This is a genomic window from Pseudomonas sp. GM55 (genome assembly GCF_000282395.1).
Classification (GTDB): domain Bacteria; phylum Pseudomonadota; class Gammaproteobacteria; order Pseudomonadales; family Pseudomonadaceae; genus Aquipseudomonas; species Aquipseudomonas fluorescens_CC.
Genome location: NZ_AKJJ01000047.1, coordinates 148,831 through 161,733, shown reverse-complemented (window position 1 = coordinate 161,733; position 12,903 = coordinate 148,831). Strand labels below are relative to the sequence as shown.

General features: G+C 60.3%; 13 protein-coding genes. 9 read left to right on the top strand and 4 right to left on the bottom strand.

The window, feature by feature from the left end:
• Positions 1 to 118 precede the first annotated feature (118 nt).
• From def to PMI31_RS12565, 5 genes are all read left to right on the top strand, one after another.
• A complete protein-coding gene (gene def, locus PMI31_RS12585) occupies positions 119 to 625 on the top strand; it encodes a peptide deformylase (protein ID WP_008018394.1) in 507 nt (168 codons plus the stop codon).
• A 57-nt stretch (positions 626 to 682) separates the two neighbouring features.
• Entirely contained in the window at positions 683 to 1,642 is a 960-nt protein-coding gene (fmt, locus tag PMI31_RS12580) for a methionyl-tRNA formyltransferase (RefSeq protein WP_008018393.1), read from the top strand.
• Complete coding sequence (rsmB, locus tag PMI31_RS12575; protein ID WP_008018392.1) at positions 1,639 to 2,949, top strand: 16S rRNA (cytosine(967)-C(5))-methyltransferase RsmB; 1,311 nt, start codon at positions 1,639 to 1,641, stop codon at positions 2,947 to 2,949. Before fmt ends, rsmB begins: the two co-directional genes overlap by 4 nt.
• Positions 2,950 to 2,971: 22 nt before the next feature.
• Positions 2,972 to 4,348, top strand: coding sequence for a Trk system potassium transporter TrkA (trkA, locus tag PMI31_RS12570; RefSeq protein WP_008002298.1), 1,377 nt, complete (start codon positions 2,972 to 2,974; stop codon positions 4,346 to 4,348).
• Positions 4,349 to 4,465: 117 nt separating this feature from the next.
• Complete coding sequence (locus PMI31_RS12565) at positions 4,466 to 4,780, top strand: tetratricopeptide repeat protein (RefSeq protein ID WP_008018391.1); 315 nt, start codon at positions 4,466 to 4,468, stop codon at positions 4,778 to 4,780.
• On the opposite strand, the gene PMI31_RS12560 is transcribed toward PMI31_RS12565, so the two are convergent.
• From PMI31_RS12560 to tag, 3 genes are all read right to left on the bottom strand, one after another.
• Positions 4,781 to 5,020 carry a hypothetical protein gene (locus tag PMI31_RS12560; RefSeq protein ID WP_043302359.1) on the bottom strand — a complete coding sequence of 80 codons (240 nt, stop codon included), beginning with the start codon at positions 5,018 to 5,020 and terminating at the stop codon, positions 4,781 to 4,783. It lies immediately after the preceding gene.
• A gap of 160 nt (positions 5,021 to 5,180) precedes the next feature.
• Positions 5,181 to 6,068 (bottom strand): lysophospholipid acyltransferase, encoded by an 888-nt coding sequence (locus PMI31_RS12555; RefSeq protein ID WP_008018389.1) that lies wholly within the window; start codon positions 6,066 to 6,068, stop codon positions 5,181 to 5,183.
• Between the two features lie 40 nt (positions 6,069 to 6,108).
• Positions 6,109 to 6,666, bottom strand: coding sequence for a DNA-3-methyladenine glycosylase I (gene tag / locus PMI31_RS12550; RefSeq protein WP_008018388.1), 558 nt, complete (start codon positions 6,664 to 6,666; stop codon positions 6,109 to 6,111).
• A gap of 81 nt (positions 6,667 to 6,747) precedes the next feature.
• Between tag and glyQ the strand changes: the two genes are divergently transcribed.
• From glyQ to PMI31_RS12530, 4 genes are all read left to right on the top strand, one after another.
• A complete protein-coding gene (glyQ, locus tag PMI31_RS12545) occupies positions 6,748 to 7,701 on the top strand; it encodes a glycine--tRNA ligase subunit alpha (RefSeq protein ID WP_003187265.1) in 954 nt (317 codons plus the stop codon).
• The gene (glyS, locus tag PMI31_RS12540) at positions 7,698 to 9,752 is read left to right on the top strand and encodes a glycine--tRNA ligase subunit beta (protein ID WP_008018386.1); all 2,055 of its coding nucleotides are present in this window, start codon (positions 7,698 to 7,700) and stop codon (positions 9,750 to 9,752) included. The genes glyQ and glyS overlap by 4 nt, the downstream gene beginning before the upstream one ends.
• A 4-nt stretch (positions 9,753 to 9,756) precedes the next feature.
• A complete protein-coding gene (gene gmhB, locus PMI31_RS12535) occupies positions 9,757 to 10,302 on the top strand; it encodes a D-glycero-beta-D-manno-heptose 1,7-bisphosphate 7-phosphatase (protein ID WP_177323565.1) in 546 nt (181 codons plus the stop codon).
• A 91-nt stretch (positions 10,303 to 10,393) separates the two neighbouring features.
• Positions 10,394 to 11,173, top strand: a complete 780-nt coding sequence (locus tag PMI31_RS12530; protein ID WP_008018383.1) for a lysophospholipid acyltransferase family protein — start codon at positions 10,394 to 10,396, stop codon at positions 11,171 to 11,173.
• 193 nt (positions 11,174 to 11,366) lie between these two features.
• On the opposite strand, the gene PMI31_RS12525 is transcribed toward PMI31_RS12530, so the two are convergent.
• Complete coding sequence (locus tag PMI31_RS12525) at positions 11,367 to 12,896, bottom strand: sensor histidine kinase (RefSeq protein ID WP_008018382.1); 1,530 nt, start codon at positions 12,894 to 12,896, stop codon at positions 11,367 to 11,369.
• Positions 12,897 to 12,903: the final 7 nt, after the last annotated feature.

Sequence of the window (12,903 nt, the reverse complement as noted above, 5' to 3'; positions counted from 1 at the left end):
CTTGTCAAAACTTGCTTGTCAAAAGAAGGGAGCTACGTTTTACAACGGTAGCCTGCATTTCTTCGGACCCGCCAGGCCATCGACCCGACCTTACTTCACACGTGCACTAATCAAGCTTATGGCCATTTTAAACATCCTCGAGTTCCCTGATCCGCGTCTGCGCACTATCGCCAAACCAGTGGCCGTAGTGGACGACGAAGTGCGTCAGTTGGTCGACGACATGTTTGAAACAATGTATGAAGCGCCTGGCATCGGCCTCGCCGCGACCCAGGTCAACGTGCACAAACGTATCGTCGTGATGGACCTCTCCGAAGACCGCACCGAGCCTCGAGTGTTCATCAACCCCAAACTCGAAACGCTGACCGACGAGATGGGCCAGTATCAGGAAGGCTGCCTGTCGGTGCCGGGCTTCTACGAAAACGTCGATCGCCCGCAACGGGTCAAGGTCAAGGCGCTGGACCGCGACGGCCAGCCTTACGAACTGATCGCCGAAGATTTGCTCGCCGTGTGCATCCAGCACGAATGCGACCACCTCAACGGCAAATTGTTCGTCGATTACCTGTCCACGCTCAAACGCGACCGCATCAAGAAGAAACTGGAAAAGCTTCATCGCCAGAACGCCTGATGCCCATCTTCAAAGGCTTGCTGCGGCAAGCCTTTTTCTTTTCAAGAGACGTCACCCATGACTGAGCCACTGCGCATTGTCTTTGCCGGCACCCCGGAATTCGCCGCCGAACACCTCAAGGCCCTGCTGAGCAGCCCTTACGAGATCGTCGCGGTCTACACCCAACCGGATCGTCCGGCCGGCCGCGGGCAAAAACTGATGCCGAGCCCGGTCAAGCAGCTGGCGCTGGAAAACAACATCCCGGTGTTGCAGCCGCCGACCCTGCGCAACGCAGACGCACAAGCGGAACTGGCTGCGCTGAAACCGGACTTGATGGTGGTGGTCGCCTACGGCCTGATCCTGCCGCAGGTAGTGCTGGATATTCCGCACCTGGGTTGTATCAACAGCCACGCCTCGCTGCTGCCACGCTGGCGTGGTGCGGCGCCGATCCAGCGCGCCGTGGAAGCGGGGGACGCCGAAAGCGGCGTGACCGTGATGCGCATGGAAGCCGGCCTCGACACCGGGCCGATGCTGCTCAAGGTCATCACCCCGATCAGCGCCGAAGACACTGGCGGCAGCCTGCATGATCGGCTCGCCGAAATGGGCCCGCCGGCCGTGGTCCAGGCAATTGCCGGCCTCGCCGCCGGAACCCTGGAGGGCGAAATCCAGGACGACAGCCTGGCCACCTATGCGCACAAATTGAACAAGGACGAAGCACGCATCGACTGGACTCGCCCGGCGGTTGAGCTGGAACGCCTGGTCCGCGCCTTCAACCCGTGGCCGATCACCCACAGCACCTTGAATGACGAAGCCCTGAAAGTGCTGGCCGCGAACCTCGCCGAAGGCAAAGGCACCCCGGGTGAAATCCTCGGCGCCAGCAAGGACGGTCTGACCGTCGCCTGCGGGGAACAGGCCTTGTGCCTGACCCGCCTGCAATTGCCTGGCGGCAAGGCGCTGAACTTCAGCGACCTGTTCAACAGCCGCCGTGAGAAATTTGCCATCGGCACCGTCCTCGGCCAAGCGGCGGACGCTCAATGAATCCGCGTCTGGCCGCCGCCAAGGCACTCGCCGCTGTCCTGAACGGAAAAGCATCGCTCAACAGTTCGCTGCCCACGCAACTGGACAAGGTCGAGGACCGTGATCGCGGCTTCACCCAGGACCTGGCGTTCGGCACCGCACGCTGGCAGCCGCGTTTGTCGGCGCTGGCGGACAAACTGTTGCAGAAGCCGTTCAAGGCCGCTGACGCCGATGTCGAGGCGCTGTTGCTGGTCGGTCTCTATCAACTGCTCTACACCCGTGTGCCGGCCCATGCCGCCATCGGTGAAACTGTCGGTTGCGCCGACAAGCTGAAAAAGCCTTGGGCCAAGGCCTTGCTCAACGCTGTTCTGCGTAACGCTCAGCGCGAAAGCGAAACGATTTTCGCCGAACTGGAACGCGATCCGGTGGTGCGCACTGCCCACCCGCGTTGGCTGCAAAAATCCCTGAAGGCATTCTGGCCAGAACAGTGGGAAGCCATTTGCGCCGCCAACAACGCGCATCCGCCAATGATTCTGCGGGTCAACCGTCGCCATCACACCCGGGATGCCTACCTCGGATTGCTGACTGACGCGGGTATCGCCGCCACGCCGTGCGTCTACAGCCGAGATGGCATCATGCTCGAAGCGGCCACCGATGTGCGCAGCCTGCCGGGTTTCGCCGAAGGCTGGATCAGCGTGCAGGACGAAGCCGCGCAACTGGCCGCTGATCTGCTGGATCTGGCACCGGGCCAGCGGGTGCTGGACGCCTGCTGCGCACCGGGTGGCAAGACCTGCCATATTCTCGAAGCCGAGCCAAAGCTGGCCGGCGTCGTGGCGGTGGACCTGGAAGCCAAGCGCCTGGTGCGGGTGCGGGAAAACCTCGAACGCCTGAAACTGAGCGCCGAACTGATTGCCGCCGACGGTCGCGACACTCAGACGTGGTGGGACGGCAAGCCGTTCCAGCGCATCCTGCTGGACGCACCCTGTTCGGCCACCGGCGTGATTCGTCGTCACCCGGACATCAAGCTGACCCGCCAACCCGACGACATCGCCGCACTGGCGCTGCTGCAAGGCGAGTTGCTCGACGCCATGTGGAGCACGTTGGAGGTTGGCGGCATTCTGCTGTACGCCACCTGTTCCACGCTGCCGACCGAGAACACCGAAGTCATCGAAGCCTTCCTCGCCCGCACGCCGGGTGCCCGTGAACTGGACCTTGCCACGGCGGCTGGTATCAAGCAGCCCCATGGTCGCCAGTTGCTGGCCCAGGAAGGCGGCCACGACGGGTTCTACTACGCCAAGCTGATCAAGATCGCCGCTGCGCGCGGTTAAATGGATTCAATGGAGTGACTGGATGAAAATCATCATCCTGGGTGCAGGGCAGGTCGGCGGTTCGCTGGCGGAACACCTGGCCAGTGAAGCCAACGATATTACTGTGGTCGACACCGATGGCGAACGCCTGCGCGACCTTGGCGACCGCCTGGACATCCGCACCGTACAAGGTCGCGGCTCATTCCCGACCGTGTTGCGCCAGGCCGGGGCCGATGACGCCGACATGCTGGTCGCCGTGACCAACAGCGATGAAACCAACATGGTCGCCTGCCAGGTCGCCCACACCTTGTTCCACACCCCGACCAAGATCGCCCGGGTTCGCGAAGCCGCGTACCTGACCCGCGAAGAGCAGTTGTTCCAGAACGAAGCGATTCCGGTGGACGTGCTGATCAGCCCGGAACAAGTGGTCACCAACTACATCAAGCGCCTGATCCAGCATCCGGGCGCCTTGCAGGTGATCGACTTCGCCGAAGGCAAGGCGCAACTGGTGGCGGTGCGGGCGTACTACGGCGGGCCACTGGTGGGTCAGCAACTGCGGCAGTTGCGTGAACACATGCCGAACGTGGAGACCCGCGTTGCGGCGATTTTCCGTCGTGACCGGCCGATCCTGCCCCAGGGCGACACGGTGATCGAGGCCGACGACGAAGTATTTTTCATTGCTGCCAAAGCGAACATTCGCGCGGTCATGAGCGAAATGCGCCGTCTCGACGAAACCTATAAACGCATCGTCATCGCCGGTGGCGGGCAGATCGGCGAGCGTTTGGCCGAGGCCATCGAAAGCCGTTATCAGGTAAAAGTCATCGAGATGAACCCGGCACGCTGCCGCCATCTCTCTGACCACCTCGACAGCACCGTGGTGTTGCAGGGCAGCGCCTCGGACCGTGACCTGCTGCTGGAGGAGAACATCGCCGACGCAGATCTGTTCCTCGCCCTGACCAACGACGATGAAGCCAACATCATGTCGTCGCTGCTGGCCAAGCGCCTGGGTGCGAAGAAGGTGATGACCATCATCAACAACCCGGCCTATGTCGATTTGATCCAGGGTGGCGACATCGACATCGCCATCAGCCCGCAACTGGCGACCATCGGCACCTTGCTGGCCCACGTGCGCCGGGGTGACATCGTCAGCGTGCACTCACTGCGCCGAGGCGCAGCGGAGGCCATCGAGGCGATTGCCCACGGCGATGCGAAATCGAGCAAGGTGATCGGCAAGGCCATCGAGAACATCGGCCTGCCGCCGGGCACCACCATCGGTGCGATTATCCGCGACGAAGAAGTGATCATCGCCCACGATGACACCGTGATCGAAACGGGCGACCATGTGATTTTGTTCCTTGTGGATAAAAAGCATATTCGCGATGTGGAAAAGTTGTTCCATGTGGGGTTGAGCTTCTTCTGACCCCTTGGACCGCCTTGGCTGGCAAACCACCTCCTACAATGGCATGCGCATGACCTGTAGGAGCCGGCTTGCCGGCGAAGGCGATTTTGAAAACGACACCCATTCGGAAATATCCCCATGATCGAATCCCTGGAAAAAATGCTCGCCAAGGGTGTGGATAACGCTTTGCTGCGCTTCGGCCTGGGCAAGGGTTATCTGGATCTGGGGGAGAACGCCAAGGCTGCGGAGCATTTTCAACGCTGCGTCGAATTCGATCCGAAGTATTCGGCGGCATGGAAACTACTGGGCAAGGCCCATCTGGCGCTGGCGGACTTTGCGGCCGCGCGGCAGGCCTGGGAGCAGGGCCTGGAGGCTGCTCGCGACCATGGCGACAAACAGGCCGAGAAGGAAATGACGGTGTTCCTGAAGAAGCTCGAGCGTCAGGCGCACTGATCAGAGATAACGCAAACCGATGCCCTCGGCATCGACCAGCACCACTTCCATGCGTACCCGTGGCGCGCCTGTGGGCAAGTCCTGCACCTGTCCGTAGACCACCGCGCCCCGGGGCAGCGCCGACAGTTTCGGATGCTTGACGTAAACGCCGGTGGCCGACAGGTTGCGCGTCTGGCCCAGGCAATCGCCGAAGCTTTCGTGACTGATCTTGATGCGAAATGACTTGCTGTGCTCGGACATCTTCTGCGCCCTTGATGAACGGCTGTGGATACGTGTAGGAGCGAGCTTGCTTGCGATGGATGCCAGGGCGCCGCGTTCAACCTGGCAGCCCACATCATCGTTAACGTCCATCGCGAGCAAGCTCGCTCCTACAGGTTATCCACAGAGTGTGCCAAGTCAGTCAGTACCAACGCTCTTCACCCGGCGGACGCTTCTTGAAGCGCTTCATGCTCCACATGTACTGGCTCGGGTAGGCCCCGACATAACGCTCGACCACTTTACTCATGGCCGCACAGGACTCCGCCGTATCGGTGCTGTACATGGCCTCTGGCGCGGCTTCGAGGATCACTTTGTAGCCTGAACCGTCCGGCAGGCGCAGGGCGTGAAGGAACACGCCGACCGCTTTGCCGCCGGCCAGCATGTTCGGTACGAACTTGCTGGTCAGCGCCTGAGTGGCGAAGAACGGCACGAAGATCCCGGCGGATTCGGCCGGTTCCGGGTCAGCAGGAATGCCCACTGCACCACCTTTGCGCACTTCCTTGATGACACTGAGGATGCCTTCCTTGGTGGAAGCAGCGACCTTGTTACCCAACTGCACCCGCTGCTTTTGCAGCAATTCATCCACCGCCTTCAATTTGGGCGGACGGTAAAAAATGATCGGTTTGCACTGGCTGCAATAGAAGTGATTGAGCACTTCCCAGTTGCCCAGGTGGCTGGTGATGCCGACCACGCCTTTGCCGGAGGCGAGGGCGTCCTTCAATATGTCGAGGCCTTCGACTTCGCGCACCAGGTCGATGGAGCGCTGGGCCGGCCAGATCCAGGCACAGGCGCTTTCGGTCAGGGACTTGCCGATGTCTTTCAGGCTCTGGCCCACCAGGCGTTCACGCTCGGCAGGGTCCATGTCCGGAAAGCACTTGGACAGATTGATCCGTACCACGTCGCGGGAACGGTTCGGGGTTTTCCACATGACCCAGCCAATCGCCGAGCCCACGGCCTGCACGGCCCTCCACGGAAGCAGGGCAAACAGCCGCAGAGCGCCTACCAACAAGGCGCCTTTCAACTTATCCACAGGTCACTCCTGATCTTGTGCTGTGCGCGAGGCGGCCATTCTAACCGCCGTTCGCCAGCTGCGCGTAGCGGTCGCAATCACGGGTGTGATCCATGACCATGCCCGAGGCCTGCATCAGCGCATAGCAAATGGTCGGCCCGACAAACGTGAAACCGGCTTTTTTCAGGCCTTTGCTCATTTCCACGGCGGTCGGCGTCACGGCCGGGACTTCGCTGCGATCCTTGAAATGATTGATCACAGGCTTGCCTGCGACGAACGACCAGAGAAATTCCACCGGGTCCTCCAGCGCCAGCCAGGCCTGGGCATTGCGCCGGGCCGCGTTGAGCTTGAGGCGGTTGCGGATGATGCCCGGATCGAGCATCAACTCGTCGATTTCGGCATCGCTCATCTGCGCCACGCGCTGGACATCAAAACCGAACATCACCTGACGATAATGCTCGCGTTTGCGCAGCACGGTGATCCAGGAAAGCCCGGCCTGGAACCCTTCGAGCAAAAGCAACTCGAACAATCCCTGCGCATCGCGTAGCGGCGTGCCCCACTCCTGATCGTGATAAGCCATGTACAGCGGATCTTCGGAACACCAAAAGCAGCGTGGCATAAGGCTCCAGGGGGCGTGCGCAGCCATGAATCGGGTATACTCCCGCTCTTTAAATCGCAGCCCAAGAAACAGGTGAATTTCGTGAGCCAGCCTACGCCAGCCGTGCGTACCTTCCAAGACTTGATCCTCGCCCTCCAGCAATACTGGGCCGAGCAAGGTTGCGTGGTACTTCAGCCCTACGATATGGAAGTAGGCGCCGGCACTTTCCACACTGCAACATTCCTGCGCGCCATTGGCCCGGAAACCTGGAACGCCGCCTACGTGCAGCCAAGCCGCCGTCCGACTGACGGCCGCTACGGCGAAAACCCGAACCGTCTGCAGCACTACTACCAGTTCCAGGTCGTCCTGAAGCCGAACCCGGACAACTTCCAGGAACTGTACCTGGGCTCCCTCAAGCACGTCGGTCTGGACCCGCTGGTCCACGACATCCGCTTCGTCGAAGACAACTGGGAATCGCCGACCCTCGGCGCCTGGGGTCTGGGTTGGGAAGTGTGGCTCAACGGCATGGAAGTGACCCAGTTCACCTATTTCCAGCAAGCGGGCGGCATCGAGTGCTACCCGGTGACCGGCGAGATCACCTACGGTCTCGAGCGCCTGGCCATGTACCTGCAAGGCGTGGACTCGGTCTACGACCTGGTCTGGGCTGACGGCCCGTTCGGCAAAGTGACCTACGGCGACGTGTTCCACCAGAACGAAGTGGAACAGTCGACCTACAACTTCGAACACGCCAACGTCGACAAGCTGTTCGAACTGTTCGATTTCTACGAAAGCGAAGCCAAGCGTCTGATCGAACTCGACCAGCCGCTGCCGTTGCCGAGCTACGAAATGGTGTTGAAGGCTTCCCACACCTTCAACCTGCTGGATGCGCGCCGGGCAATCTCGGTGACTGCGCGTCAGCAATACATCCTGCGTGTACGCACCCTGGCGCGTTCCGTTGCGCAAGCCTACCTGCTGGCTCGCGCCAAGCTGGGCTTCCCGATGGCAACCCCGGACCTGCGTGATGAAGTACTGGCCAAGCTGGAGGCTGCACAATGAGTGCTCTGGATTTTCTGGTTGAACTGGGCACTGAAGAACTGCCACCCAAAGCCCTGAACACCCTGGCCGAGGCGTTCCTCGCCGGTATCGACAAGGGCCTGCAAGCTGCCGGCCTGAACTACGAATCCAAAACCGTTTACGCCGCCCCGCGCCGCCTGGCCGTGCTGATCACCGCACTGGCCACCCAGCAGCCGGATCGCAGCATCAACCTCGACGGCCCGCCACTCCAGGCGGCCTTCGATGCCGAAGGCAACCCGACCCAGGCGGCCCTGGGTTTTGCCAAGAAATGCGGCGTCGAGCTGAGCGAAATCGACCAGAGCGGCCCGAAACTGCGCTACAGCCAGAGCATCGCCGGCAAGCCGACCTCGAGCCTGCTGCCGACCATCGTCGAAGATTCCCTGAACGACCTGCCGATCCCGAAACGCATGCGTTGGGGCGCGCGCAAGGAAGAATTCGTTCGTCCGACCCAATGGCTGGTGATGCTGCTCGGTGACCAGGTCATCGACTGCACCATCCTCGCCCAGAAGGCCGGCCGCGATTCCCGTGGTCACCGCTTCCATCACCCGGAGAGCGTGCGCATCGGTTCGCCGTCCAGCTACCTGGCCGACCTGCGTGCCGCCTACGTGCTGGCCGACGCCAACGAGCGTCGCGAGATCATCAGCAAGCGCACCGAAGAACTGGCCACCCGCCAGGAAGGCACGGCAATCGTTCCGCCAGCCCTGCTCGATGAAGTGACTGCGCTGGTCGAATGGCCAGTACCGCTGGTGTGCTCGTTCGAGGAGCGCTTCCTCGACGTGCCGCAAGAAGCACTGATCACCACCATGCAGGACAACCAGAAGTACTTCTGCCTGCTGGACGCCGACGGCAAGTTGCTGCCACGTTTCATTACCGTGGCCAACATCGAAAGCAAAGACCCGCAGCAGATCATCGCCGGTAACGAGAAAGTGGTTCGCCCACGCCTGACCGACGCCGAGTTCTTCTTCAAGCAAGACAAGAAGCAGAAGCTCGAAGACTTCAACCTGCGCCTGCAGAACGTGGTGTTCCAGGAAAAACTCGGCAGCGTCTATGACAAGGCCGAGCGCGTTTCCAAACTGGCCGCCTACATCGCTGCGCGAATCGGTGGCAACGCTTCCTGGGCCGCTCGTGCAGGCTTGCTGTCCAAGTGCGACCTGGCGACCGAAATGGTCGGCGAGTTCCCGGAGATGCAAGGTGTCGCCGGTTACTACTACGCCCTCAACGACGGCGAGCCGGAAGATGTCGCACTGGCCCTGAACGAGCAGTACATGCCGCGCGGTGCTGGCGCTGAACTGCCGAGCACCCTGACCGGTGCGGCCGTGGCCATCGCCGACAAGCTCGATACCCTCGTCGGTATCTTCGGCATCGGCATGCTGCCAACCGGCAGCAAAGACCCGTATGCCCTGCGCCGTGCCGCACTGGGTGTGTTGCGCATCCTGATCGAGAAACAACTGGACCTGGACCTGACCGACGCCGTGGCCTTCGCCGTGGATGCGTTCGGTGCCAAGGTCAAGGCTGCCGGCCTCAATGACTCGGTGCTGGAGTTCATCTTCGACCGTCTGCGTGCCCGTTACGAAGACGAAGGTGTCGACGTTGCCACCTACCTGTCGGTGCGTGCCCTGAAGCCTGGCTCGGCCCTGGACTTCGACCAGCGCGTGCAAGCGGTAGAGGCCTTCCGCAAACTGCCAGAAGCCGCTGCCCTGGCCGCCGTGAACAAGCGAGTGTCGAACCTGCTGAGCAAGGTCGAAGGCTCGGTGCCTACCGTCGTGGAAGCCAAGTATTTCGACAATGCCAACGAGTTCTCCCTGTACTCGGCGATCCAACAGGCTGACCAGGCTGTGCAGCCAATGGCCGCCTCGCGTCAGTACAGCGAATCCCTGGCACGTCTGGCTGCACTGCGCGAGCCGGTGGATGCGTTCTTCGAAGCCGTGATGGTCAATGCGGAGGACGCAAAAGTCCGCGCCAACCGTTATGCATTGCTGGCGCGTCTGCGTGGGTTGTTCCTCGGCGTTGCCGACATTTCGCTGCTGGGCTGAGGAGTTGCTGTTGAAACTGCTGATTCTCGATCGGGACGGGGTGATCAATTACGACTCCGACGCTTACATCAAGTCGGTGGAGGAGTGGATTCCGCTCCCCGGCTCGATCGAAGCCATCGCGCAGTTGAGCAAGGCCGGCTGGACGGTAGCGGTCGCTACCAACCAGTCGGGCATCGCTCGTGGCTATTACGACCTCGCCACCCTGGATGCCATGCACGAGCGCTTGCGCGCGCTGGTGGCGGAGCAGGGCGGCGAAGTCGGCCTGATCGTCTACTGCCCCCACGGGCCGGACGAAGGCTGCGATTGCCGCAAGCCGAAACCCGGGATGTTGAAAACCATCGCCGCTCATTACAACGTGTCGCTGACCGATCTCTGGTTCGTCGGCGACAGCCTTGGTGACCTGGAAGCCGCCAAAGCCGTCGATTCACAGCCAGTTTTGGTAAAGACCGGGAAAGGCGAAAAGACTTTGGGCAAGACCCTTCCGGTAGGCACATTGATTTTTGACGATCTGGCGGCGATTGCCGCAGAACTTATCCACAAATGCCCTTGAGTGAGTGTGCGCTTCGATTGATCCTGACCAGGGATGAAAGGGAAGTGCGCTTTATATAGGACGGGCAATTCCCGCAACGGTAAACGTCACCATGTCGATATTGCAGGCCATCAGAACCTTCCTCTTTTACCTGCTGCTGGGCACCAGCTCCTTGCTGTGGTGCAGCCTGAGCTTTTTTATCGCGCCGTTTCTGCCTTTCAAGGCACGTTATCGCTTCATCAACGTGTATTGGTGCCGCTGCGCCTTGTGGCTGAGCAAAGTGTTTCTGGGTATCCGCTACGAAGTGAAGGGTGCCGAGAATGTACCTGAACAGCCTTGTGTCATTCAGTCGAACCACCAAAGCACGTGGGAGACGTTCTTTCTCTCTGCTTACTTCTCACCGCTGAGCCAGGTGCTCAAACGTGAGTTGCTCTATGTGCCGTTCTTCGGTTGGGCCATGGCCATGCTGCGACCGATCGCCATCGATCGCGACAACCCGAAAGCCGCGCTCAAGCATGTGGCACAGAAAGGCGATGAATTGCTCAAGGACAATGTCTGGGTGCTGATCTTCCCCGAAGGCACGCGCGTTCCTTATGGCACCATCGGAAAGTTCTCGCGCGGTGGCAGCGCACTGGCGGTCAATGCCGAATTGCCCGTGCTTCCGATTGCGCACAACGCAGGCAAGTTCTGGCCGAAAACCGGTTGGGCGAAGAAGCAGGGTGTCATCACTGTGATCATTGGCGCACCGATGTATGCCGAAGGCACAGGACCACGAGCCATTGCTGAATTGAACGACCGGGTCCAGGCGTGGAACGAGCAGATGCAACGGGAAATGGGCTCGCTGCCACCGACTCCGCAAGCGCCGGTTTCAAACGATCAGGTGACTGTCTGAGATTCTGTGGATAACCTGTGTACCGTTTCATTGAAAACCGTCGTTATTTTCACGTAACTTTATGATTTATTTACATATTTCTCAGAGAGATAAAAACCATAAAAGCGTGCATAAGTTTTTTTTGGACGTAAAGAAACCGGCTGATATAGCCGGTTTTTTTATGCCCTGGGCAAACGATCCGGATCGCTCGCTTTCATTCCGTAAACAGCGGAAATTGCAGCCTGAATGTCGTGCCCCGACCCACCTCACTCCGACACTCGATTCGCCCGCCGTGTCGATCCACAACGGCTTTGACCATCGACAATCCCAACCCTACGCCATCGATACCCTGGGCGGAAGAAAAGCGCCGGTATTGGCTAAACAGTTCGGGTAACTCCTCAGCGGCGATACCTTTGCCCTGATCGATGAGCTCACAGATCAGCCAGCTGTCGTGTTGACTGACGTGCAAACGGATACGAGTACCCGAAACACTGTACTTGATGGCATTTTCCAGCAGATTGAACAACGCCCGGGTCAGCAGCGCCTGATCCGCCAGTACCAGACTTTCCTGTGCCTGCTCTTCCACTTGATGAACCAGTTCGATCTGTTTCAACTGCGCGATGGGCAGCGCCTGATCGAACACATCCAGCACCAGCATCGTAAACAGGCTCGGCTGAAACTGGTAAGCCTCGGACTCGGCCCTCGCCAGTTGAACGAAACCGTCAGTCAGTTCCAGGGCCCGGCGTACCTGCAATTCGATTTGATCAAAGAGCAGCGAATCACCGCCCACTTGATGACGGTGAACGTCGAGCAACGCGAGGATGGCCGAGTGAGGCGCCCGCAGGTCATGAGACAGAAACCGCAACAGGACAGCGCGCTGCTCCTCCGCCTCGCGTTCAACACTCAAATCAGTCAGGTTCCATAGCCAGCCGACCGGAACCTCACCATCTACCGGCAATAGCCCGGCACGCTCCAGACGCAGGCTACGTTCCTTGAGGTCGCGAAACTCCAGCAGCGGCAGGGTCGATAGAGGCGAACCCGGCCTGCGGCTCATATCCGGATAACCGAGTTGTTTGAGTCGCTCCAGCACATCATCGCCAACCAGATCCCCACCAAACAGATCACGGGCCTTGCGGTTGCCGAGCAGAATCTGCCCCTGGGGATCGCTGATCAACGTGGCCACCGGCAAGTATTCCAGGCCATCGGCGATGAATCGGTGGGTATCGCGGGTCAGGCTCATGGCTTGTTCCAGCGCCACGATTTGTTTCTGCAAACGGTCGCCACCGGAGTACTGGGCATGACGGCGCTCCGGAAACACTTTCGGCTCGCTGTCCAGCCGCGCCAATTCCCAACCGAAATAGGTCAGCACCACACTGAGACGCCGCCAGTTCCAGATCAGATAACCAAACAGCATCCCCAACACTGCAGGCGTCGGTGACCACCACCTCTTGAACTCCGCGAAGCCGGCACTGGTCAGCAACGCACACGCCATCCCCGTGAGCGTCAGCCAGAGCGCCAGGCGCGGACGCCACAGCAACAGCCCGAGTACGCACGACACCAGAGCAAGGGAAAGCAATGCGCTCAAGCCAGGGGATGCATCGTCCAGGTTAACTTGCGCGCGGTAGGACAGCAGTGTCGTCAGCGGCAACAGCACAAGACTTATCCACAACCACTCGCGCACCAATTGCCGAAACAATCGCTGTACCTGGCTTGGCTCCCGGCTTTCATGGCGTTGGTCAAACATGGCCAAC

What these genes read in the sequence shown, in the direction of transcription:
- def (WP_008018394.1), top strand. Translation starts at nt 119, where the DNA reads ATGGCCATTTTAAACATCCTCGAGTTCCCTGATCCGCGTCTGCGCACT.
- PMI31_RS12565 (WP_008018391.1), top strand. Translation starts at nt 4,466, where the DNA reads ATGATCGAATCCCTGGAAAAAATGCTCGCCAAGGGTGTGGATAACGCT.
- fmt (WP_008018393.1), top strand. Translation starts at nt 683, where the DNA reads ATGACTGAGCCACTGCGCATTGTCTTTGCCGGCACCCCGGAATTCGCC.
- glyS (WP_008018386.1), top strand. Translation starts at nt 7,698, where the DNA reads ATGAGTGCTCTGGATTTTCTGGTTGAACTGGGCACTGAAGAACTGCCA.
- rsmB (WP_008018392.1), top strand. Translation starts at nt 1,639, where the DNA reads ATGAATCCGCGTCTGGCCGCCGCCAAGGCACTCGCCGCTGTCCTGAAC.
- PMI31_RS12560 (WP_043302359.1), bottom strand. Translation starts at nt 5,020, where the DNA reads ATGTCCGAGCACAGCAAGTCATTTCGCATCAAGATCAGTCACGAAAGC.
- trkA (WP_008002298.1), top strand. Translation starts at nt 2,972, where the DNA reads ATGAAAATCATCATCCTGGGTGCAGGGCAGGTCGGCGGTTCGCTGGCG.
- PMI31_RS12525 (WP_008018382.1), bottom strand. Translation starts at nt 12,896, where the DNA reads ATGTTTGACCAACGCCATGAAAGCCGGGAGCCAAGCCAGGTACAGCGA.
- tag (WP_008018388.1), bottom strand. Translation starts at nt 6,666, where the DNA reads ATGCCACGCTGCTTTTGGTGTTCCGAAGATCCGCTGTACATGGCTTAT.
- PMI31_RS12530 (WP_008018383.1), top strand. Translation starts at nt 10,394, where the DNA reads ATGTCGATATTGCAGGCCATCAGAACCTTCCTCTTTTACCTGCTGCTG.